The organism is Sphingomonas sp., assembly GCA_019635535.1.
Classification (GTDB): Bacteria; Pseudomonadota; Alphaproteobacteria; order Sphingomonadales; family Sphingomonadaceae; genus Allosphingosinicella.
In genome coordinates, this window is the sequence record JAHBZH010000001.1 from 2,424,449 (window position 1) to 2,444,637 (window position 20,189).

General features: G+C 67.0%; 22 protein-coding genes and 1 pseudogene. 11 read left to right on the top strand and 12 right to left on the bottom strand.

The window, feature by feature from the left end; translation table 11 throughout:
* Positions 1-45: 45 nt before the first annotated feature.
* Positions 46-1,155, top strand: a complete 1,110-nt coding sequence (locus tag KF780_12535) for a hypothetical protein (GenBank protein MBX3562624.1) — start codon at positions 46-48, stop codon at positions 1,153-1,155.
* On the top strand, positions 1,152-2,324 hold the full coding sequence (locus tag KF780_12540) for a restriction endonuclease (GenBank protein ID MBX3562625.1): 1,173 nt from the start codon (positions 1,152-1,154) through the stop codon (positions 2,322-2,324). Before KF780_12535 ends, KF780_12540 begins: the two co-directional genes overlap by 4 nt.
* A 288-nt stretch (positions 2,325-2,612) precedes the next feature.
* Here KF780_12540 and KF780_12545 read toward each other — a convergent pair whose 3' ends face one another.
* Positions 2,613-2,963, bottom strand: coding sequence for a hypothetical protein (locus tag KF780_12545; protein MBX3562626.1), 351 nt, complete (start codon positions 2,961-2,963; stop codon positions 2,613-2,615).
* 342 nt (positions 2,964-3,305) lie between these two features.
* On the opposite strand from KF780_12545, the pseudogene KF780_12550 reads away from it, so the two are divergent.
* Positions 3,306-3,805: pseudogene (locus tag KF780_12550) on the top strand (DUF1232 domain-containing protein).
* On the opposite strand, the gene KF780_12555 reads toward KF780_12550, so the two are convergent.
* The 4 genes from KF780_12555 to KF780_12570 all read right to left on the bottom strand — a co-directional run bounded on the left by KF780_12555 (position 3,802) and on the right by KF780_12570 (position 7,291).
* Complete coding sequence (locus KF780_12555; protein MBX3562627.1) at positions 3,802-4,125, bottom strand: YnfA family protein; 324 nt, start codon at positions 4,123-4,125, stop codon at positions 3,802-3,804. The pseudogene KF780_12550 and the gene KF780_12555 overlap by 4 nt on opposite strands.
* A gap of 346 nt (positions 4,126-4,471) precedes the next feature.
* Complete coding sequence (locus KF780_12560; protein ID MBX3562628.1) at positions 4,472-4,873, bottom strand: single-stranded DNA-binding protein; 402 nt, start codon at positions 4,871-4,873, stop codon at positions 4,472-4,474.
* A gap of 323 nt (positions 4,874-5,196) precedes the next feature.
* Positions 5,197-6,195 carry a CDF family Co(II)/Ni(II) efflux transporter DmeF gene (gene dmeF / locus KF780_12565; GenBank protein ID MBX3562629.1) on the bottom strand — a complete coding sequence of 333 codons (999 nt, stop codon included), beginning with the start codon at positions 6,193-6,195 and terminating at the stop codon, positions 5,197-5,199.
* 184 nt (positions 6,196-6,379) lie between these two features.
* The gene (locus KF780_12570; protein ID MBX3562630.1) at positions 6,380-7,291 is read right to left on the bottom strand and encodes a HEPN domain-containing protein; all 912 of its coding nucleotides are present in this window, start codon (positions 7,289-7,291) and stop codon (positions 6,380-6,382) included.
* Between the two features lie 254 nt (positions 7,292-7,545).
* Between KF780_12570 and KF780_12575 the strand changes: the two genes are divergently transcribed.
* Entirely contained in the window at positions 7,546-8,586 is a 1,041-nt protein-coding gene (locus KF780_12575) for a hypothetical protein (GenBank protein ID MBX3562631.1), read from the top strand.
* Here KF780_12575 and KF780_12580 read toward each other — a convergent pair.
* The 5 genes from KF780_12580 to KF780_12600 form a co-directional block, all read right to left on the bottom strand.
* Positions 8,583-9,545, bottom strand: coding sequence for a DUF2493 domain-containing protein (locus tag KF780_12580; protein ID MBX3562632.1), 963 nt, complete (start codon positions 9,543-9,545; stop codon positions 8,583-8,585). The genes KF780_12575 and KF780_12580 overlap by 4 nt on opposite strands.
* Positions 9,546-9,804: 259 nt before the next feature.
* Complete coding sequence (locus KF780_12585; GenBank protein MBX3562633.1) at positions 9,805-10,104, bottom strand: hypothetical protein; 300 nt, start codon at positions 10,102-10,104, stop codon at positions 9,805-9,807.
* Positions 10,104-10,289: a hypothetical protein gene (locus KF780_12590; GenBank protein ID MBX3562634.1), complete on the bottom strand. Its 186-nt coding sequence runs from the start codon at positions 10,287-10,289 to the stop codon at positions 10,104-10,106. Before KF780_12590 ends, KF780_12585 begins: the two co-directional genes overlap by 1 nt.
* 39 nt (positions 10,290-10,328) lie before the next feature.
* Positions 10,329-10,568 carry a sigma-70 family RNA polymerase sigma factor gene (locus tag KF780_12595; GenBank protein ID MBX3562635.1) on the bottom strand — a complete coding sequence of 80 codons (240 nt, stop codon included), beginning with the start codon at positions 10,566-10,568 and terminating at the stop codon, positions 10,329-10,331.
* 351 nt (positions 10,569-10,919) lie between these two features.
* Positions 10,920-12,914 (bottom strand): ParB N-terminal domain-containing protein, encoded by a 1,995-nt coding sequence (locus KF780_12600; protein ID MBX3562636.1) that lies wholly within the window; start codon positions 12,912-12,914, stop codon positions 10,920-10,922.
* Positions 12,915-13,141: 227 nt separating this feature from the next.
* On the opposite strand from KF780_12600, the gene KF780_12605 reads away from it, so the two are divergent.
* A complete protein-coding gene (locus tag KF780_12605; protein ID MBX3562637.1) occupies positions 13,142-14,491 on the top strand; it encodes an NAD(P)/FAD-dependent oxidoreductase in 1,350 nt (449 codons plus the stop codon).
* A 2-nt stretch (positions 14,492-14,493) separates the two neighbouring features.
* On the opposite strand, the gene KF780_12610 is transcribed toward KF780_12605, so the two are convergent.
* Positions 14,494-14,895 (bottom strand): helix-turn-helix domain-containing protein, encoded by a 402-nt coding sequence (locus tag KF780_12610; protein MBX3562638.1) that lies wholly within the window; start codon positions 14,893-14,895, stop codon positions 14,494-14,496.
* Between the two features lie 32 nt (positions 14,896-14,927).
* Between KF780_12610 and KF780_12615 the strand changes: the two genes are divergently transcribed.
* The gene (locus KF780_12615; GenBank protein ID MBX3562639.1) at positions 14,928-15,365 is read left to right on the top strand and encodes a hypothetical protein; all 438 of its coding nucleotides are present in this window, start codon (positions 14,928-14,930) and stop codon (positions 15,363-15,365) included.
* Complete coding sequence (locus KF780_12620) at positions 15,362-15,592, top strand: hypothetical protein (protein MBX3562640.1); 231 nt, start codon at positions 15,362-15,364, stop codon at positions 15,590-15,592. The genes KF780_12615 and KF780_12620 overlap by 4 nt, the downstream gene beginning before the upstream one ends.
* A 174-nt stretch (positions 15,593-15,766) precedes the next feature.
* On the opposite strand, the gene KF780_12625 is transcribed toward KF780_12620, so the two are convergent.
* Positions 15,767-16,183 carry a helix-turn-helix domain-containing protein gene (locus tag KF780_12625; protein MBX3562641.1) on the bottom strand — a complete coding sequence of 139 codons (417 nt, stop codon included), beginning with the start codon at positions 16,181-16,183 and terminating at the stop codon, positions 15,767-15,769.
* On the opposite strand from KF780_12625, the gene KF780_12630 reads away from it, so the two are divergent.
* From KF780_12630 to KF780_12645, 4 genes are read left to right on the top strand one after another with little or no spacing between them, the layout of a single operon-like run.
* On the top strand, positions 16,182-16,793 hold the full coding sequence (locus KF780_12630) for an MAPEG family protein (GenBank protein MBX3562642.1): 612 nt from the start codon (positions 16,182-16,184) through the stop codon (positions 16,791-16,793). The genes KF780_12625 and KF780_12630 overlap by 2 nt on opposite strands.
* Before the next feature lie 26 nt (positions 16,794-16,819).
* Positions 16,820-17,521 carry a class I SAM-dependent methyltransferase gene (locus KF780_12635; GenBank protein MBX3562643.1) on the top strand — a complete coding sequence of 234 codons (702 nt, stop codon included), beginning with the start codon at positions 16,820-16,822 and terminating at the stop codon, positions 17,519-17,521.
* A gap of 52 nt (positions 17,522-17,573) precedes the next feature.
* Complete coding sequence (locus KF780_12640) at positions 17,574-18,209, top strand: cation transporter (GenBank protein ID MBX3562644.1); 636 nt, start codon at positions 17,574-17,576, stop codon at positions 18,207-18,209.
* A gap of 30 nt (positions 18,210-18,239) precedes the next feature.
* The gene (locus tag KF780_12645) at positions 18,240-20,165 is read left to right on the top strand and encodes a cytochrome c/FTR1 family iron permease (protein ID MBX3562645.1); all 1,926 of its coding nucleotides are present in this window, start codon (positions 18,240-18,242) and stop codon (positions 20,163-20,165) included.
* Positions 20,166-20,189: the final 24 nt, after the last annotated feature.

The following is a 20,189-nucleotide window of genomic DNA, read 5'->3' on the forward strand; positions in this document are numbered from 1 at the left end:
CTGGCTACCGTTTCAACGCGCCTTCGCGCACGGCTGCGACCCGCAATGATCGAAGAGAATTTCCGTAATCCCGACATCTCGATCGAGCAGCATATCGATGCTCGCGCACGGTCCCTCACCGAACAGCTTGCCGGCAAAATCGCGGTATATCTAGACACACGCTTCTGGATCGTCGTTCGTGAGGTGCGAGATGGCGTTCGGACGGGATCGAGCGAGCGCAAGCTCGTCCACCATCTCGAGGCGTTGGTTGGAGCCGGGCGCGCCTTCTGCCCGATCGCCGAGCCGACCTTTTTCGAATTAATGAAGCAGGGCGATCGCGACCAAAGGGTCAGGACCGCACAGGCCGTGGACGACCTTAGCGGCGGGGCCAGCCTGTTACCTGATATCGACAGGATGCCGGGCGAGGCGCGTGACCTGCTGCTCTCGACGCTTGCGGGAGGGGAAGCGCGGTCGTTCGTGCCTTGGACCGGCCTGGGCTTTGTCCTAGGTAACCTCTATCCCGCCGACACCATCTTCTCGGCCCGCGAAGAACGGGCGGTACAGAAGGCGGTCTACGACCGACTCTGGGAAACGCCGCTCGCCCAGATCGTGGCGACGCTGGATAGCGACTCATGGTCCCGACCACACGAGTTGGAAGCGGCTGCCTTCCGCCTGAACCACGGCAACGAGCGCCACCGCCATCAGATGAAGTCATTTGAGCATGTTCTCGAACAGGAATTTCATGGCGTCGCGCTAACCTGCGCAGAAATGCTTCCGGAATTCGCTCATGCTCTCGCCCGCATGGTCCCGGCAATGCCGATCTCAGCCGAGCAATTCTGGACGAATGCCTTCCGTGAGATGCTCAAGAACCCCAAGCAAGCACGCCAGCTGCCCACGGCACACATCCATGCGACAATTCACGCCCTTTTCCGGTGGGAATATCGAGATAAGGTGATCGTGCCGAATGATTTGGTGGACTTTCGCCACGCCGCCGCGGCGCTTGGTCATTGCGACGCGCTGCTCACCGAGCGCGGCTTGGAGCGAACCTTGACCCATCGTCGGCGCCCGCTTCAGGAAATCCATCAGCGGATCGTCATCAGCAATCTCGATCAGGCCGTCGACTATCTCTGCTCGCTTCGCCAGGGGCAGCCGATGCATCGCCAGAGCGACCGATGATCAGTGAAGACGAGTATCTCGAGCGGGTGGTCGCCGGTATTCATGCCGCTAGCAGCGCCGATGCGGACGTTTGCTGGAACGAGGTGATCAACGGCCGCCAGTTCGATGTGGTGATCCGTTTCCAGCTGGGGACGCTCCGCTATCTCGTTCTCATTGAGGTCAAAAATCGCACGCGCAGGGCAAGCGCGTCGGACGTCGAGGCCTTCGTGACCAAGGCCCGCGACCAGAATGCCAACAAGGCCGTCTTCGTCACTGCAGCCGGCTTCCAGGAAGGCGCGATGGACGTGGCGCGCCGGCACGGCGTCGACATGTTTACGGTGACGTTCGACGCGACCGAGGTCGACTTGTCGACAGCCGGATCGTTCGCATTCCAGATAAACCCGGACGCGACCGGGACCGCCCCACTGGAGTTCGAAGTCGGCGAACCGCTGCTCGTCACCATCATCGAAAACGTCCGCCTCTTGTTCACGGACGGCAGCAGCTTCGAGCTTCCGTCGGAGGCCTCGCAAATGACCTATTATGCCGAGAAGACTATCCTGTCGGACGGTCGTACCTTGGGTCAGCTCATGATGTCCGTGCCAGGCTGGTCGCCCGCCTTGGACGAGACAAGGCAGGAGGAGATAAGGGTCGATCCGCCGTTACGAATCGAGCCGCCGGACCAATACTATTTTCCATCAGGAATGCTGGGGCGACTCAATCTGACGATCGCCGGACGGATGAGCCGGCCGCTTTCCGGAAACGTGAGGATCGAAACGAGCTCGTTTCGCTGTCCGGTCGTCTACACCAATGTTCTGACCGGCGAGGCCAGCCGCTACACGCTCGACAAGTTGCCGCTGAATACCGGCCCGGTCACGCCGGGAAATTTCTACTTCCAGGTCCACCCGCTGAGATATTTCTACTGCGACAGCAGAATCGGTTCGCTGATCAGATGGCACCTGGTAGAGAGCTTCCAGAGCGGCCAGCTAATCCGCTCGACCTATACCCAGCAATCGATCTACGGGGCTTTCTACATTCCGGTCAGGGACAAAGAGATTCTGAAGCGCCTGGAGGGCAGGCTTCGGGATTATCTCTCACTTTCAGGTCATCCGTCGTCGCGACCGGGATTCCGCACCCCACCGCGAAGCGGTAGCGGTCGCCGGTCCAAGAAACGGCGCCGGCAGGTCCGATGACGCTGATCGAAGGCTGATGCGAGTCCTGGGTCCACGCGTCGGCCGGCACTGTGCTCGTGCCCACACCGCCGAATTCGCATGAGATCAGCTGTCTCTGGCAACGTGACGGAATCTCTCCAAAAATCAATGTGCAGACAACCACTTGTCGAGCATCGCGAGACAATGCCTTTATCTTGCCTTCCCCTGCCCCCTTCCCTGCCTGGCCACCTCACAAGCCTCGTCGAGCAAAAAAAGAGGAAGCGACGCCGGCGGCGCCGCTCCCTCGCAAGTCCGTCGATTCCCCCCGGCCTAGGCGGCGCGAAGATAGGCCGCTTCCGCCTCCTCGCGGCGCTCGAAGCTGTCCTTCCAGAGCAGATCGACCGGGCTGCCCTCGCCGTCCACGAGGCAGGTTCCGGCATGCCAGCGGCCGTCCAGGAAGCTCAGGATCGCGATCCGGGACAGCTCGACCTCGTCGTCGTCGGCCGGAAAGCACAGGTCGAAATGCTGGCCGAGATAGCGCTCCTTCACGCGTGCCTCCCACAGGAAATCGGCCGCCTCGGCTTCGACGATCCGCGCCGCCAAGGTCGCCCCCAATTCGCTGCGCAGAGCCGCGATCCGAGCCTCGCAGGCGCCGTTCGAAAGTGCGGACATCATGTTCATCTCGTGTCTCCCTTCATCGTCTTCAGGATCGAAGACGGCGCTTCGGGAGCGGGCGGCGGCGCGGCTGTCAGGGACGCGATCAGCGCCGCGAAGCGGGGCGCGGGGGAGCCGATTTGCGTGAGCAAATTGGGGGGACCGCGCATCCTTGATCAGCCGCGCCGCCGCCCGCCACACTGGGCCTAGAGTGAGACCAAATACCCCTTCTTCGGTCTGGCCGGCTGCCGAAATTCGTCTCGTCGAGGCACGCAAGGACGCCGGAAAGGGCATAGGTCGGGCGATGCCGATAAACACGAAATCTCGAGACCGCCGCCACCGTCAGCCGCCAGAGCGGGCAAGACTCGCATGAGCCTGCGAGCCTGGGCGTACGCATTCAAGCGCGACGCTTTGAGTCCTTGGCTGGCCGCCCGCGATGCCCGAACGCCGCGGCGAGCCCGGCGGCTCGCGGGATTCGTCGCGGCTTATGCGGTGAGCCCGATCGACCTCATTCCGGACTTCGTGCCGATCCTCGGCTATGTCGATGACCGGTTCATCGTGCCCGCCGGCATCCGGCTCGCGGTGAAGCTGATCCCGGCACCGCTCCTGGCGGAGCTTCGCGCCGAAGCGGCGCGCCGAAGCGAGCGCCCCTCATCCGCACGGCCGCGATTGCCATCATCCTGGTTTGGGTCGCCGCCGCGGCGGCGCTCGCCTGGTTGATTGCGCGACAGGGGCTAGCGCCAAGAAAATGCCGCAGCGGCGGCGCCGCCGGGGCAGCGGAAGCGCCTGGAATCATGCCTCGCGGTAGCGTCCAGCTCGCGATGTCCGGCGCTCGCGGTGCGCCCCTCGCCTCGAACGATTGCGGCTAGGCCGGGCGGGGACCGAACAGGATGATGCCCGCGCCGACAAGGCAGACAGCGGCGCCGATCGCGTCCCACCTGTCCGGCTTCGCCCCCTCAACCGTCCAAAGCCACAACAGGGACGCGACGATATAGACGCCGCCATATGCGGCATAAGCGCGGCCGGCATGCTCGACCTCGATGAAGGTCAAGAGATAGGCAAACAGGGCCAAAGCGGCCATGCCGGGCACGAGCCACCATGGCGACTTGTCGAGCCGGAGCCACGCCCAGAACGCGAAGCAGCCCGCAATCTCCGCGAAGGCCGCGCCAATATAAGCCAGCGCCTTCAACGCGGCGCACCGCGGCGAGAGTTCAAGCAATGGCTCGATGGCTCACACATGTCGGCCTTCATGGATCGCATGACGGCAGAATGGCAAGAATGACCGCCTGATCAGTGAAAACCCCTTCGTCCCTCATGCGCGCCACCGAGACGCTGATAGCGACCATGCACGCCAAGGATCCGATCCCGACGAGCAACCGACGCCGCTCGGCGTCAGGGCGATCCTTGCGGACGCAGCGACCGGCACGCTCGAGCGTTCAGGCCTTGAGGTCGAGAAGAAGCGCCAAGGGCATCGCGCATCGCCAAAGAAAATGCCCCGGCGGCGCCGCCGCCGGGGCATCGGAAGCATCGGGGGATCAGGCTTCCTGATCGAGCTCGAGCTCGTCGTCGGTCGCCCCGCCCTGGCGCGGTCGGCTCAGGAACTGGACGTCGTCGGCGATGATCTCGCAACCGTAGCGATCGACGCCCTCGCGGTCGGTCCACTTGGAATAGTGGATGCGGCCTCGAACCGAGACGAGCATGCCCTTGACGGCATATTGCGCAACCACCCGGCCGAGGCCGTTGAAGCAGGTGACGCGGTGCCACTCGGTAGCCTTGAGCGTGAAGCCGCTCTCCGGATCCTTCATGGTCTTGCCGTCGCCGTCGCGCCTGGGCCGGCTGGTGCCGAGGTTGAAGCTGGCGATGTCGGTGCCGCCATTGGTCGAGCGAAGCTCCGGGTCGGCGCCGAGATTGCCGACGAGAAGAACGATGTTGGTCATGTGAGGTCTCCTGTTGCCGTCGTCGGGACCATCCCGATCGACAGCCCCAGGAAAGGCGAGGCGAAGCGGCGGCGCGCACCGAAGGCGCAGCCGAAGGGAAACTCCGGACCAAGGCCGGCGCGGGCAGCCCGAAGGGCAACACGGGCCGCAGGTCCGCGGGTTGCGGGCCGACGCTGCCGAGACAGAAGGGCTGGCGACGGAGACGGGGTGGTTCGGACAGCCGGCGGAGACGCCCGCCACGACAGCGCCCCGCACCTCGCGAATCAGGGCCGCGACCTCAACGCCGCTGCCGCCATGACCGGTCGATCAGCTCTCCCGGCGGATCACGCCGCCATCAGATGCGACGCACGGCAAGGCACGACCTCGACGGTGACATGCGACAGGTTCGCCACCCGCGCCAGCAGCGCCTTGTAGTGCGCCGGCGGCCGCGGATGATGGGTGACAACGGAGACGATCAAGGCGAGGTGGCCGGTGCCGACCTGCCACAGGTGCAGATCGGCGATCCGATTGTCGGCGTCGGATTCGATCAGCGCACGCACGGTCTCGGCCGCAGCCGCGTCCGCCTCGCGGTCGAGCAGGACCGACGAGGAGTTACGGATCAGCGTCCATGACCACCAGAGGATCACGGCCGCGCCGACGATCCCCATGACCGCGTCGAGCCACCTGATGCCGAGCAGGGCGCCGCCGGCCAAGGCAAGGATCGCGAGCACCGAGGTCAGGGCGTCGGCGAGGACGTGCACGTAAGCGGCGCGAAGATTGTGGTCGTGGTGATGCCCTTCATCGTGACGCTGCCCCCGATCATGACTCTCATGATGATGATCGTCGTGAACATGCCGGGCATGATGATGATGATGATGATGATGATGATGGCCGCCGAGCAGCAGCGCGCTCGCCAGGTTCACCGCCAGGCCGACCGCCGCCACGATCAGGGCGGTGGAGAAGGCGATCTCGACCGGGTTGAAGAGCCGCCACGTCGATTCGTAGGCCATGCCGAGCGCGATCAGGCCGAGCGCGACCGCGCTCGCGAAGCCGGCCAGCGGGCCGACCTTCCCGGTGCCGAACGTATAGCTGCGATTCTCCGCATGGCGCCGCGCGAAGCGATAAGCGAAGGCCGCCAGGCCCAAAGCGGCGAAGTGACTGCCCATGTGCCAGCCGTCGGCGAGCAGCGCCATCGACCCGGTCAGGACGCCCGCCACGATTTCGACGATCATCATCGCGCCGGTCAGGGCGACGACGAGAAGGGTCCGCCGCTCGCTGTCCCGCTCGGCGGCGCCGGCGAAGCGGTGGGAGTGCGCGTAATGGTCGAGGTCGTGGCTGTGCATGGCTCGCGTCCGCAATGGCTATGCCCAAAGTGGCGCGGCGGCGGAGACGGCGCAACGTCAAATGCGGCCGCTCGCCGATGCGGTTCGCGGAAAGGCGAAAGGAAACGGTCGCTCCACTCGTCCCGAAGCCGGCCCGGAAAGGCGGTGACTCCGCTTCGAAGCCGTTATACGCAAATGGCGGCAGCTAGGCTGCCGTCGCCAGGTCGGAAAGCCGTTGCTCGCAGACCTCGCGGACGATGCCTCGCAGCAGCTCGACGCGGCTCGAGAGCCAGGCGAGCTGCTCCTCGCTGATCCGGTAGTGGCGCGAGTAGCGCGCCTCCACATAGGCCTTGCGGAGCAGCTCGTAGCAGCGCCGCTCCGATTTGGTCGCGCGCGGCCAGACATGCTTCAGGCGCGGCTCCATGTCCTCGGCGAGCTGGCGAAGCTGGTTCAGATTGTGGCTCTTCGGAGAGTAGAGCGTCCGCACCAGGAACAGGCAGTGATAGAAGCGCTCGGTTGCCTGGTGAAGCTGGAACGCTGCGATCTTGAGTGCACCATCCTGGACTGCATGCTGAGCCTGCCGCGTAAATTGCACAGCGCTCTCGAACCACTCATCATAATAGTCCTGGCTCTCCTTCAGCGCCTCGGCCGGTGACAGCGGCCGCGGCTCCGCGAACGGATGGCCGGGCTCCTCGAACAGGAGAATGCCTTCACGAACGATGTCGATGAAGAAATACCGCCCAAGCCGCAGCTTCTCGTTAACGTCCTCGTAACCATGATAGATGAGGCTGACCGGCGTCCTGAGGTTCTTCCCCGAGGCGAGCTCCTCGAGCAGCCGCTCCTCGGTGCTCGCCCAGAATTCGGGCACGTCGGTCAACTCCTCGCGGTCGACGACGACGAGCAGGTCATAGTCGGAGAAATAGCGGCCGACCGGATCCTCGACCCAGTCGCCGCGCGCATAGCTGCCGAACAGGATGATCTTGAGCAGCCGTCCTCCCCTGAGCTTCGGCATGGTCCGGCGCGCGACCGCGAAGGCGAAACCCTCGCGGACCAGCTCGACGATGCGGTCGAGCTCCCGCCGCTTGCCCTCGGGGAGATGATCGGTGCCGGTCTTCATGCCGCCCTCAACCTCGCTGTCGCCGCCGCAAAGGACAAGCGATTTCCTCTCCCTCCGCTCGCCAAGTCCCGGTCCGAGCGCTTCGCGAGCTGCATGGCGGCGCCCTTTGGTACGCTCATGACGTACAAAAGGCTCGGGTCAAACTCCTCCGATATCGGGGCACTGCCTTACCACACAGCAATTTTTTTGTGTGGTAAGAGAGAGGAAATTCCGTTATCACACAAAAATATTTTTGTGTGATAGAGAGCCCCACCATGGACATCCGCTATCATTCGACCACCGCCCAGGCGGCCTATCACGATCTGCTCTCGCTGCTCCTCGACGCGGCCGTCTCCGAGATCAAGGGCAGCCCGATTCTCAGAGAGATCCACGGCAAGAGCTACTGGTACGACCATTACAGGATCGGGACCGAGGTCAAGGACCGCTATCTCGGCGAGGACACGCCCGCGCTGCGCGAGCGGATCGACCGACACCAGAAGCTCAAGGAGGAGGCCGCGGCGCGCAAGGCCGAGCGCTCGCGCCTGGTCCGGCTGCTCAGGAGCGAGCGGTTCCTCGGCATGGACGCGGCGACCGGCAGCCTGGTCGCGGCGATGGCCAGGACCGGCGTGTTCCGGCTGGGCGGCACGCTGGTCGGCACCAACGCATTCCGTCTGTACGAAGGCGAGCTCGGCCTGCGCCTCTCCCTCGACCAGCGGGCGATGACCAACGACATCGACATCGCCAGTTTCGAGAAGCTCTCGCTGGCGCTCGACGACACAGTCGAGCCCGACCTCGCCGACGTCTTCGGCGAGTTCGATTTCGCACCGGTGCCCGGGCTGGAACGCGGCCGAGCCTGGCGCTGGCGTCAGTCCGGCGGCGAGGCCCTGGTCGAGTTCCTCACCCCTTCCTTCGCCGACGACGAAGGCGTGCGCGACCTCGCCGCGCTCGGCGTCAGCGCGCGCGCGCTCCATCACCTCAACTATCTGATCGCCGAGCCGATCGATGCGGCGGCGGTCTATCGCGACGGCGTCCTCGTGCGCGCGCCCCGGCCGGAACGGTTCGCCATCCACAAGCTGATCGTCGCCGACCGGCGGCTCGAGGGGCGCGACAGCCTCAAGTCGCGCAAGGATCTGATGCAGGCCGAGACGCTGATCGCGCTGCTCGCGCGCGACCGCCCGGGCGATCTCGCCGAGGCTTATCGCGACGCGATGGCGCGCGGCCCGCGCTGGCGCGAGCGGATCGAGGCCAGCCTCGACCGCTCGGTCGAGGCCCGGGACGGCATCGCCCGTGTGCTCGGAGAGTCCGGCGAGGGCTAGGTGCCGTCCCCGGCGAGGCGGGCCGCGCGCTTGGGATGCACGCCCAGCGGCCCGCGCCGGTCGACGACGCAGACGCCTTGCTCCTTCGCCTGAATGACGAGCCGCTCGAGCACGCCGTTTCCGGCGAACGCGACGAGATAGCGCGGCTTGAGCGCCAGCATCTGTTCGTTGCGCCTGAACCCGGCGCGCCGGCCAAGCCGGGGATCGAGACCGAAGGCGATCTGGGCGACCGTGCGGCGCTCGGCCCAGGCCGCGGCGAGACGGTCGACGCCCTTGCCGTCGCCGCCATGGACGAGGACCATATCGGCGACCCGGTCCCGGACCTTGTCGAGCGTCGCCCAGAGATTGTCGGCGAACGTCCTGGCATCCTCGGCGCAGACGAACGAGAGCCGCCCGCCGGCGAACAGGACCGGCGTGCCTTGCGGCGTCGCCGCGCCGCGCTTCGCTTCGACACGCGCGCGCAGGAAGTCGCGGCCGTCGACCACGGCCGAGGTCAGTCCCGGCGAATGATTGAGCCGCGATCCGCCCGCGGGTCGCCAGGAGGAGCCGGTCTCGTCGAGGTAGAGCGAAGCCGCCGTCTCGCGGAACGCCTCCAGCCCGAGCATCGCGGCCTCCGCCCGGCGCGCCCGGTCGATCTGCTTCTCGAGCTCGAACGTGTGGACCTCGGATCCGTCGGCCGAAGCGAGCAGGCAGCGTATCTCGTCGGTGGCGCGGTCGATCTGCGCACCGCGCTTGACCGCCGCGCGGTGGAAGAGATTGACGACGCCCCAGGCCAGCTCCTCGGCGTCGTCCTCCAGCGCGGTGTCGGGGAACAAGGCGAACAGGTCCGACCAGATCGCGGCGAGCGTCTGGGTGACGGCGTCGGGGTCCGGCGGCTCGCCGGGACCGGCGCCGGCCCGTTCGAGGCTGAGGTGGCCGAACTCGAGCTGGGCCAGTTGCGCGGCAAGGCTTGTATGCATGTCTCGTCTCCCGTGGCTCGGCACCGGCCGATCCGGCGCCGGGAGCCCGGCGACCCGGCCAGCCGCCTCTCCCGCACAGAGGCGAAGCCGAGGGGAACCCCCGGCCTAAGGCTGGCGCGGGCCGCCCCGCGACGCGGGGCAACACGGGCCGAAGGCCGGCGGGTTGCGGGAAAAGGCGCCGGGTCAGGGCGCCTCTCGCGCCGGAGCGGGCGCCAGACCGGAAAGGAGACGGCAGGACCGCGGACGCGTCCAGCAAGGGTCAGCCGTCCTTCGGGAAGATGTTGTCGATGACGAGCGTCGCGCCCTGCCGGGTCGTCGCCCAAAAGAGGGCCTCCTCGGCCGAAAGCGCGAAGATGCGCTTCATTCCGCGGCGCGCGTCATAATCCTCTCCCCAGTGGATCGACGAGGGGTAGAAATACTCCCTGAGCGCCGAGCGGTCGGTGGCGCCGCTCCAGCGGTCGGCCTCGTCGCGGCTGTCGAAGCCGCGCCGAACGAGGGTCCCGTCCCGGGCGTCGCGAACCGCCCAGCCGGGACCCCAGCGTTCCACCAGAGCGAACATCAGAACCCCCCGACCCGGTCGAGCCTGACCGGCGCGAGGTTGAGGATTGCGAGCCCGTCCCGATGGCCGACGATGCCGCCCTCGACGGGGTCCATGCGCTCGCCGAAGAAGACCTCCATGTCGGCGCGATGTTCGTCCTCGGCGACGAGCGCCTGAAGACGTTCGATCAGTCGGCCCAAAGTCATGTCCATTCTCCTTGCCTGAGAAGAATTGTCGCGCGCCGGTCACCAGAGCCGCCCCCAGGGCCGGTCCAGGCGCTCGAGCGCGCGGCCGAGATTCACGAGCGCGTCGGCGAGGCGGCGCTCGGCCGTGTCGGCTGAGATGCCGAGCCGGGCGCCGGCCTCGGCGTTGGAAAGGCCGTCGCGCGCGCGGAGCAGGAGCAGCTCGCGCTCGGCCGGCCGAAGCCGCGCGAGGGCCTTCTCGAGCTGCTGCTCATCGATGTGGTTGAGGCGATCATCCGCCATCGCACTGTTCTCCAGATATTCCTCGGCACGGGTTGGGGGCGGCGGGGAAACCGGGCGGCGACCCGTCCCGGCCGTTGCGCCATTGTCGCCAATCTCCTGTGAGGCTTCCGCCGCCCTTCCGGACGGGTGCCGGCGGACAGGTCAGTGAGGCCCTCGGCTAGGCGCTTTGGCCGGCGTCGATCGCGGCGGTAAGTAGAGACCGGCTCGCATGTCCCTTTGAGCCGGCCCTCTGGCCAGTTTTGACTAGGTCCGGTTCGAGGACCGAAGTCCCGTTCGCCGCCCCCGGCCGGTGTCGAGGAGGGTGGGCGGCCCCCACGCGGAGGCCGCCCGTGAGGAAGCGCCGGGGAGACGTCAGGCCGCTTCCTCGGTCGGTTCGAGGGTGGGGTCCTCATCCTGTCCGGTGTCGGCGATGCCGGCCCGGTCCTCCGCCTCTCCGTCGGGCGCGGCCGGCGCGAAGCGCATGACCTCGGGCACCCAGGCGAGCGCGGCCTCCTTCACCTCGACCTCGGCGATGAAGTCGCCCGAGAAGATCCGCTCGCAGGACTGGGCGAGCTCGGCCTTCTTCGCCTTCGCATAGCGGCTGGCGAGCGTCTCGCCGCCGATCTGCTCCAGCGCCGCCAGCGTGACGCTTTTGGGCACCCGGTCGAAATAATTGGCGCCGGTCGGCCGCCACCAGCGCGCGACGTCGATGCCGAGCAGCCGGCCGAGATGGTCGTGGAACGCGCAGAAGCGCTCGCCGGCGAGGTTGAGGCTCGCCTCGAGCGTCCTCGACACCGCGTGACCGAGCCAGGCCGCCCGCGCCTCGTCGGGAAGCGCGCGAAACGCGTCGAACCTTTCTCCCTGCGAGGCGCCCTCGGTCCAGCCGCGGTCGAGGGCGTCGCCCGCCTCGGCGCGCGCGATCGTCGCCGCCGCGTCCGGAGTCTTGAAGTCGAACACCGGATTGCTCGGCGGGGTCGCGGAGAGGGACGATCCGCACTTGTCGCGATAATGGCCCGATTCGCGTTCGATCATCAGGAATATGGCGAGGTCGAGGGCGAGCGCGGGATCAGCCGCGACGTGCGCCGCGAGAATGTCGCGGCGCTGCATGGCGAGCTCGTCGACGAGCCGCTGCGACAGGCCGGCCGCCTTCTTCGGCCCGGCGGACGCGTCGTTTGGCGTCGCGGCGATGCCATTTCCCTCCGGTTCGTCGCCTGGCTCGATCCGGGCGTAGAGACCGGGGTCGAGCCGCGGACGGCCCTGCTCGTCGAGCATCAGGAACGCGCCGACGCTCGCCTTGACCGCCTCGTCGATGACCGGCGGCTTGTTGACGATCGCGTCGATCCGGTCGCCGAGCGCGCGGATGCCGGATTCGGCCTCGTCGCGCTCGCGCTCGCCGGTCTCGTCGTCCTGCAGCAGGTCGACGAGATCCTCGATCTCGGCCTCGAGCGCGTCGACGGCCGCGGTCTCCTCGTCGGTGAGCGGGGGCGTCTCGACGGGGACGCGACGAAGGCCTTGCACCTGCTCGTGGCCGATCCAGCTGTCGAGCGACGGCCGGACGAAGGCATAGCCCAGCTCGGCGGCGGTCCGCGCCGCTTCCGTTTCGAGCTTCTCGCCGGCGAGCCGCTCGACGATCGCGACGTCGAGCCAGCGCGCCTCGCCATCGTCGGAGAAGAGGTCGCGCTCGACCCGGCCGCCGGCCGCGACATAGGCTTCCTCGCCGACGAACAGCGCCCGCCGGTCGTTCGCGGCGATCGTCGCCTGGGTCATCATCCGGCGGACGCTGTCGGGATGGGCGGCGCCGTAGCCGCAGCTCATCTGCTCGAACACAAATTCCTGCCGCTCGCGGTCGGGGGTCGCGGCATAGGCCTTGGCGACGTCGAGGCTGATCTCGCCGGCGCCGAGCGCCTCGAACACGACAGGCGCCAGGCTCGCCAGGCGAAGCCGCCCCTCGACGAAGCGGACGGTGAGCCCGAACCGGCGGGCGATGCCTTCGGCGTCGGCCCCCTGCTCGATCAGCTGCTGGAAGGCGACGCACTCGTCGGCCGGGTTCATGCCGAGGCGCTGGAAATTCTCGGCGAGCCCGGCCTCCTGCGCGGCGGGTCCGCGGTCGAGCACAAGGCAGCACACCTCGTGGGTCCTGGGGAGCTTGCCCTCGTCGGCCAGCGCCTTCAGCGCCGCCAGCCGCCGCCCGCCGGCCTCCACCGCGAACGAACCGCGCGGCTTCGCCGCGCCGGTCACCACCAGATTCTGCAAGAGGCCGCGGGCCTCGATGTCGGCCTTCAGCTGAAGATCGGCATGCTCATCCGTCCTCCGCCGCACATTGCGCGGGCTGGGGACGAGCTTGTTCAAGGGGATGGTCCTGATCATGTCGGGTCTCCGGTCGAGCCGGTGCGGCCATCCCGCACCCGTCGCTCACCCGGATTCCCGCCTTCTCTCCTCTCCAATCGCTCTCGCCTGTCGTCCAGGTGAATCGCCCGCGGGTCTGCGCTGCGACCGCCCGCATCGTCGGTGGGCACCGCCGCGAGATGGACCGCGACTGTCGGAAACTCAGGAACCTGTAGTAGCTCCCACTTTGTTGGGCCCTCATGTCGACGATGGCCCCAAGAACCTTCGATCTCGTTGTCGTCGGGACCGGAACCGCTGCGACGGTGGCCGCGATGCGGGTCCGAGCGACGGGTCGGACGGTTGCCATCGTCGACAGGAAGCCGTTTGGCGGCACATGCGCGCTCCGCGGTTGCGATCCCAAGAAGATGCTGATCTCGGGCGCCGAGGTCATCGACGGCGGCCGCCGCATGGACGGCCGCGGCGTCGAAGGCGATCTGGGGATCGACTGGCCGGCGCTGCTCGCGTTCAAGCGGACCTTCACCGGTCCGATTCCGGAGAAGCACGAGCATCGCTACCATGAGATGGGCATCGAGACGTTTCGCGGCTCGGCGAGATTCACCGGCCCCGACAGGCTCACGGTCACGGAAGTCGAGCTCCGCGCCCGACGCATATTGCTCGCGTCGGGCGCGGAGCCGGTTCAGCTCGGAATCCCCGGAGAGCATCATCTTATCGATCATGAGGCGTTCCTGGCGATGGAATGCCTCCCGCGCCGGATCGTACTGGTCGGCGGGGGTTATATCGCCGCCGAGTTCTCGCACATAGCGGCGCGGGCGGGAGCCCGAGTCACGATCATTCAGCGAGCCCCGCGCCTGCTGACGCATTTCGAGCCGGAGCTTGTCGGCTGGCTGATGGACTCATTCGACGCCGCCGGCATCGACGTTCGGACGAAGACGACCGTCACGGGAATCGAGAAACGGCGCGACTGTTTCGCCGCCCACGCGACCACGACAGAGGGGGCGATTTCCGTCGATGCGGACCTCGTCGTACATGCGGCCGGTCGGGCGCCGGCCCTGGATCGGCTGAACCTGCGAGCGGCGAACGTCGCCGTCGACCGGGGCCGGCTCAAGCTGAACGAATATCTGCAGAGTGAAACCAATCCAGCCGTCTACGCGGCCGGCGACGCGGCGCAGGCCGGGCCGCCGCTCACGCCGGTGTCCAGCCACGACGCGAAGGTCGTCGCGGCCAATCTCGTCGACGGCAATCACGTGACACCGGACTATCGCGGCGTCCCCAGCGTCGCTTTCACGCTCCCGCCAATCGCGGCGGTCGGCATGTCCGAGCAGCAAGCCCGGGCATCGGGTCGCCAGGTCCGGATCAGGTGCGAGCGCACGTCCGACTGGTACACGGCCCGCCGGCTGGCGGAGCGCGTCTACGGCTACAAGACTCTCGTCGACGAGGAGACCGGCGAGATCCTCGGCGCGCACCTGGTCGGGCCCCACGCGGACGAAGCGATCAACCTGTTCGGCCTCGCCATCCGCCACGGTCTGACGGCGGATGACCTCAAGTCGACGATCTTCGCCTATCCCACCGGCGCATCGGACATCGGTTCCATGCTATGACTTCAATGTTCGATCATATCGATGACGGGGCAATCGGGATCGGCCGCGCCCGAACATTGCTCGATCGTCGTCGCCAGAAGCCGCTCGATCTCGGCAAGGTCGGCGATCTTGGCCCGGACCTGTTCCAGATGTCGCGCGGCGATCTCGCGGACTTCGTCGCAATGTGCCTTGCCGGGCCCGCCCAGTTCGAGAATCGTCCGCACCTCGTCGGGCGCGAACCCGAGGTTGCGCGCGCGGCGGACGAAACCGAGCGTGCGCACATGGCTTTCGTCATAGATGCGGTGACCGCCCGCGGTCCTGGAAGGGGCGGCAATCATTCCGATGCGCTCGAAATAGCGGATCGTCTCGATATTGACACCGGTGCGGCGAGCCAGCTCGCCGCGGGTGATTCGCGGGGCGGACATGTCGATTTTCCTTGATCCTGTAACCGCTACAGGTGGCACATAGCCGCGAATCGCCGTGGAGACGAGGGTTGGCTGACGAATTTCCGACGAAGCGCGGGGCCTTCAGGATTCCTGAAGGCGGCGTGGCGGCGTTGGGCGGCGCCGCCGGGTTCGCCGCGCTCTTCTCCGCCGCCGCCTGCTGCGTCCTTCCCCTGGCCTTCGCCGCGCTTGGGCTGGGCGCCGGCGGGCTTGCGATGTTCGTTCCCTTTCATTGGCCCCTGACGATCGCAGCAGCGGCGGCGGTAATCGTCGGGTGGCTCCTTCATGCCCGCAGGCGCCGGACCTGCGTGAAGGACGCAGAATGCAGGGCAGCCGGGCCGAGCCGCGTAACGTTCCTGCTGCTGTGCCTCGCGACGGCCTTCGTCGCGCTGTCGGCGCTCTGGCCCACTTATCTGGAGCGGCCCCTGATGCGGCTGCTGGGCGGCGCATGACGCAGCTCGTATCGAGGCTCACCTGTCCGAAATGCGGCGGCGTTTCGGTCGAGACGATGCCGACCAACGCCTGTCAGTTCTTCTACGACTGCAAGCACTGCGGCGCGCTGTTGCGGCCGCTTGCCGGCGATTGCTGCGTATTCTGTTCCTATGGCGACCATCCCTGTCCACCGATCCAGGAGGCACGCGGCGACGGCGGGCGAGCGGAGTGCTGCTCCGGCCTCTGAGGCCGATGGGGTTGGATTCGACGGTCTTTAGCCGCGCTCCAACTCGCCGCTCGCGAGCGCCATGAGCTCCAGGTCATGCCCCGGCCGGTCTCGACCGCAAAGCAGCCGCGCGGCTTGGCCGCGCTCGTCACCACGAGTTTCTGCAGAAGGGTGGCCACATGACCGCCGATTCGGTCAGTCTCTTGCCAGCGGAGAGTCGCCAAGTGCCTCCAGCACTCGGCAATTCGATGCCGTGCCGCCTTCGCAACTTTCCGCGATAAGCGTTAGCTCCCGCTTGAGGCGCTTCAGCTGCGTCATGCGTTTCACGATCCCCTGCAAATGAACAAGGGCTATCTGTGTCGCCGCGCCGCAATCGCTATCGGGCCGAGCCGAGAGGGCGAGGAGCGAGCGAATCTCCGCCGAGTCAAAGCCGAGTTTCCGTGCGTTGCGGATGAAGCGCAGACGCCGCAGATCCCCCTCGCAATATATGCGGCGTCCTGAAGCGGTGCGCGCAGCTCGCGGCATCAAGCCGATTTCCTCGTAGAAGCGGATCGTGCTGACTTTGGTGCCGGTCGCGGTCGCCAAATCGCCGATCATCAGAGCATTACCCATGCGCTTGATCCTCCAGTCACTGGAGGTTGTAGACTTGCTGCCGGAGTTGACCAGCAGGAGAACGGCGATGGCGCTTGATGCGGAGCAGAGAGGCATCTTGCGGCAAAGCGCGCTCGCCATTCTCGCTGCCGGTTTCGCCATGATTGCCGGGTATCTGTGGCTTCCGGGCGAACCGCTGGGCGTGACTGAGTCGCCAGGTTCGGGGGACCGCATCGCCTTCGCGCTCAAATGGGATTTGCCAGTCTTCTTGTGGCTGGCCGGGTGTCTGCGCGCCGTCGCGAGCGGGCGCTTCCGAGAGCCAGCCGACCGAAAGGGCTCGGCTTACGGCGAGCCAACGCCTGGACTGGCCGTGCGAATCGCCATCTTGCAGAACACGCTCGAACAGACGGTCCTCGCCGTCGGATCGCACCTCCTCCTCGCTGCCGTGCTGCGTGGGGCCGAGTTGGTCCTCATTCCCGTTTCAGTCGCTGTCTATCTCGTCGGAAGAGCAGCTTTCGCGATCGCCTATCGGCACGGTGCGGTTGCTCGAGCCTTTGGCATGGCGCTGACCGCGACGCCCATAATCGCAGGCTTTGTCCTGGCCGCGTTTCTCATCACCGCCGGCCGCTAACGTCGCCATCAATCTGGGAAGACCATATGACGAGTCTATTGGACGAACCGGGCGTGGCGACCCAGCTTGCGCGCCTCCATTCGCTGAGCAACCGTCAGGCGCATTTTTCACTCCCGCTCCAATATATCCGCCGGCGCGTTCGGGGACTTCTGACGAGGAAGCCCATGGATTGGGACAGAGCGGGTCCAAGGAAATTCCTCAGCGACAAGCTCGTCGCGCTCGATCCCGACAAGGCGCGGCTCTGCTATCTGCTTTGCCGCGGCAAAGGCGCCAGTCGGGTCGTGGAGGTCGGCACGTCTTTTGGGGTCTCCACAATCTATCTGGCAGCGGCTGTACGAGAAAGTGTTGAACGAAATGGCGGCGCCGGCATGGTCATCGGGACCGAATGGGAGTCGTCCAAGGTGACGGCGGCGCTGGACAACCTGCGCGCAGCCGGGCTTGGCGACATCGTGGAGATCCGGGAGGGCGACGTTCGTGAAACCCTCACGGATGTGGGGGGACCGGTCGATTTCGTACTGATGGACATCTGGGCGCCTATGGCGAGGCCGGCGCTTGAGCTTCTGCTTCCGCAGTTGCGCCCGGGAGCCGTCGTCGCGTGCGACAATGTGACCGGTTTCCGACGCGACTATCGAGACTATCTGGCACTCGTTCGCGATCCCATGAGCGGCTTTCAGTCGATCACGCTCCCGCTGAAAGGCGGATTCGAGCTGTCCGTGTGGCTTCCATGACTGAGTTAATGGGGCTTGTTTCTCCAGTTACTGGAGGTTGTAGGGTCGCCCCATGAGCGAAGATGACTCTGCCTGCGGCTGTCATTCCGACGAAAATCGCCTGGCGACGGAGCCTGCCTACCGCCGTGCGCTCGGCATTGTCGTAGCCCTTAATCTCGGCTTCGGCTTCGTCGAGGCGGGCGGAGGATTTCTGGCGGATAGCCAGGCGCTCAAGGCGGATTCTCTCGATTTCATCGGCGACGGATCGATCAGCCTGCTGGGTCTGCTCGCGCTGACATGGGCGGCGCGAACGCGGGCGAGATTAGCGCTGTCACAAGGGCTTTTCCTCGGCGCGCTCGGGATGGGCGTGCTCGGCTTTGCCGCCTACCGTGCCCTCACCGCCACGCCGCCCGAAGCCGAGCTGATGGGCGTTATCGGCATCGCCGCCCTTGCCGTGAATGTCACCGCCGCCTTGATCCTGGCGCGCTTCAGAGAGGGTGGCGATGCCCAGGCGCGGGCAATCTGGCTGTTCTCGCGCAATGACGCGCTGGCCAATATGGCGGTCATCGGCGCCGCCGCATTGGTGGCGTGGACCGGACGAGCCTGGCCGGACCTGGTGGTTGCGGCGGGGATAGCCCTCCTCTTCCTGCATTCCGCATTCGCGATCGTCACTGATGCGCGCCGCGATCTGGCAGCGTCGAAATCCTGAACCCGGAACCTGCCGCGTGCGGAGAGATTCATGAATGACCCTCTTTGGATCCGGTGGCTGTTGCCGTTGCTGCTGACGTTCGGTGCGGGACCCCTGCAGGCGCGGCTTCCCGATTCCGGCGCGCAGGCGGCCTGGCGGCTGCTCGATTATATCGCGGTCGATTATCGCGGCGCGGTGGCGGACGGGAGGATCGTCAGCCAGGCCGAATATGACGAGATGCGGGAATTTTCCGCTTCCGTCACCCGCCGGCTGGGATCGTTGCCGGCGCGGCCGGAGCGCGCCGCATTGGTGCGGGACGCTCGGGCGCTGGAAGCGGTGATTGCGCGCCGGGCGGCGCCGGAGGAGGTCGATCGGCTGGCGCGGGGCCTCGGGCAACGCTTGCTCGCTGCCTATCCGGTTCCACTGGCGCCGGCGGCGGCGCCTGATCTGGCGCGGGGCGCGCGCCTCTATGCGGAAAGCTGCGCCGCCTGCCATGGCACCGCCGGCGACGCCAATGCGCCGATGGCGCGCGGCATGGAGCCGCCGCCGATCGCCTTCACCGACCGCGACCGCGCCCGTCAGCGCAGCATCTTCGCGCTCTATCAGGTGATCGAGCAGGGCCTGGAAGGCACGGCGATGCAGAGTTTCGCGACGCTGCCGGCCGAGGACCGCTGGTCGCTCGCCTTCTTCGTCGGCCGCTTCGCTTATCCCGCAGCGCTGGCCGAGCAGGGTCGCCGCCATTGGGAGGCGGACGCGGCGCTTCGCGCCCGCTTGCCGAACCTCGAGGCGCTGGTGGCGATCACCCCGGACGCGCTGGCCAGCGAATTCGGCGCGGAGAAGGCGAACGCCGTCACCGCTTTTCTTCGCGCGAATCCGGGCGCGCTCGCCGGCAGCGGAGGTCAGCAGTCCTTGTCGATCGCCCGCGAATTGCTGCGCCAGGGTCTCGCCGCCTACCGGCAGGGCGATCAGGCGCGGGCCGGCGAGCTTGCGCTGGCCGCCTATCTCGATGGATTCGAGCCGGTCGAGGCGGTGCTCAACGCGCGGGACGGCGCGCTGGTCGCCGAGGTCGAGCGCGAGATGGGCGGGCTTCGCGCCGCCATCGCCCGCCGCGCGCCCGCCGCCGAGGTGGCGGCGCGGATCGAGCGGTTGCAGGCGCTGTTCGGACGCGCCGAAGCCGCTCTGGCTCCGGAGGCCGGCAGTGGCGTTTCGACCTTCCTCGGCGCGCTCGCGATATTGCTGCGCGAGGGGCTGGAGGCGCTGCTGATCGTGGTCGCGATGATCGGATTCCTGCGCAAGGCGGAGCGGCCCGACATGCTCCGCTGGGTCCATGCCGGATGGGTCGCCGCGCTCGTCGCCGGCGTCGCCACCTGGTGGGCGGCGAGTCACCTCATCACAATTGGGGGAAGCGACCGCGAGCTGACCGAAGGCTTCGGCTCGCTGCTGGCCGCCGCGATCCTGCTGTTCGTCGGCATCTGGATGCACGGCAAGGCGCAGGCAGGCGCGTGGCAGGCCTATGTCCGGGACAAGTTGGACAAGGCGCTGAGCCGCGGCTCAGCCTGGTTCCTGTTCGTCCTCGCCTTTATCGCCGTCTATCGCGAGGTGTTCGAAACGATCATCTTCTTCGCCGCAATGGGTGGGCAGGGAAACGGTGTGGCGCTTGTGGGCGGCATCGCGCTGGCCGTGGCGCTCCTCGCGCTCACCGCCTGGGCGATGCTGAAGCTGAGCACGCGGCTGCCGATCGGCAAGTTCTTCGCTTATTCCGCGGCGCTCATCGCCGTGCTGGCGGTGGTGCTGGCCGGCAAGGGCATGGCGGCGCTGCAGGAGGCCGGACTGGTCGGCGTCTCGCCGCTCGACGGCTGGCCACGCAGCCCGGTGCTCGGTGTCTACCCGACGCTCGAATCGATGCTGGCGCAGGGCGTGATGGTGGCGTTGCTCGTCGTCGGGTTCCTCTTCGCCCGCCGCCAGCGGCTGAACTAGCATCCAAGGGAATTCGGCTATGTT

Coding starts and splice junctions, on each gene's coding strand:
- KF780_12535 (MBX3562624.1), top strand. CDS start 46: ATGATCGAAGAGAATTTCCGTAATCCCGACATCTCGATCGAGCAGCAT.
- KF780_12540 (MBX3562625.1), top strand. CDS start 1,152: ATGATCAGTGAAGACGAGTATCTCGAGCGGGTGGTCGCCGGTATTCAT.
- KF780_12545 (MBX3562626.1), bottom strand. CDS start 2,963: ATGAACATGATGTCCGCACTTTCGAACGGCGCCTGCGAGGCTCGGATC.
- KF780_12560 (MBX3562628.1), bottom strand. CDS start 4,873: ATGACCAACATCGTTCTTCTCGTCGGCAATCTCGGCGCCGACCCGGAG.
- dmeF (MBX3562629.1), bottom strand. CDS start 6,195: ATGCACAGCCACGACCTCGACCATTACGCGCACTCCCACCGCTTCGCC.
- KF780_12570 (MBX3562630.1), bottom strand. CDS start 7,291: ATGAAGACCGGCACCGATCATCTCCCCGAGGGCAAGCGGCGGGAGCTC.
- KF780_12575 (MBX3562631.1), top strand. CDS start 7,546: ATGGACATCCGCTATCATTCGACCACCGCCCAGGCGGCCTATCACGAT.
- KF780_12580 (MBX3562632.1), bottom strand. CDS start 9,545: ATGCATACAAGCCTTGCCGCGCAACTGGCCCAGCTCGAGTTCGGCCAC.
- KF780_12585 (MBX3562633.1), bottom strand. CDS start 10,104: ATGTTCGCTCTGGTGGAACGCTGGGGTCCCGGCTGGGCGGTTCGCGAC.
- KF780_12590 (MBX3562634.1), bottom strand. CDS start 10,289: ATGACTTTGGGCCGACTGATCGAACGTCTTCAGGCGCTCGTCGCCGAG.
- KF780_12595 (MBX3562635.1), bottom strand. CDS start 10,568: ATGGCGGATGATCGCCTCAACCACATCGATGAGCAGCAGCTCGAGAAG.
- KF780_12600 (MBX3562636.1), bottom strand. CDS start 12,914: ATGATCAGGACCATCCCCTTGAACAAGCTCGTCCCCAGCCCGCGCAAT.
- KF780_12605 (MBX3562637.1), top strand. CDS start 13,142: ATGGCCCCAAGAACCTTCGATCTCGTTGTCGTCGGGACCGGAACCGCT.
- KF780_12610 (MBX3562638.1), bottom strand. CDS start 14,895: ATGTCCGCCCCGCGAATCACCCGCGGCGAGCTGGCTCGCCGCACCGGT.
- KF780_12620 (MBX3562640.1), top strand. CDS start 15,362: ATGACGCAGCTCGTATCGAGGCTCACCTGTCCGAAATGCGGCGGCGTT.
- KF780_12630 (MBX3562642.1), top strand. CDS start 16,182: ATGCGCTTGATCCTCCAGTCACTGGAGGTTGTAGACTTGCTGCCGGAG.
- KF780_12625 (MBX3562641.1), bottom strand. CDS start 16,183: ATGGGTAATGCTCTGATGATCGGCGATTTGGCGACCGCGACCGGCACC.
- KF780_12635 (MBX3562643.1), top strand. CDS start 16,820: ATGACGAGTCTATTGGACGAACCGGGCGTGGCGACCCAGCTTGCGCGC.
- KF780_12640 (MBX3562644.1), top strand. CDS start 17,574: ATGAGCGAAGATGACTCTGCCTGCGGCTGTCATTCCGACGAAAATCGC.
- KF780_12645 (MBX3562645.1), top strand. CDS start 18,240: ATGAATGACCCTCTTTGGATCCGGTGGCTGTTGCCGTTGCTGCTGACG.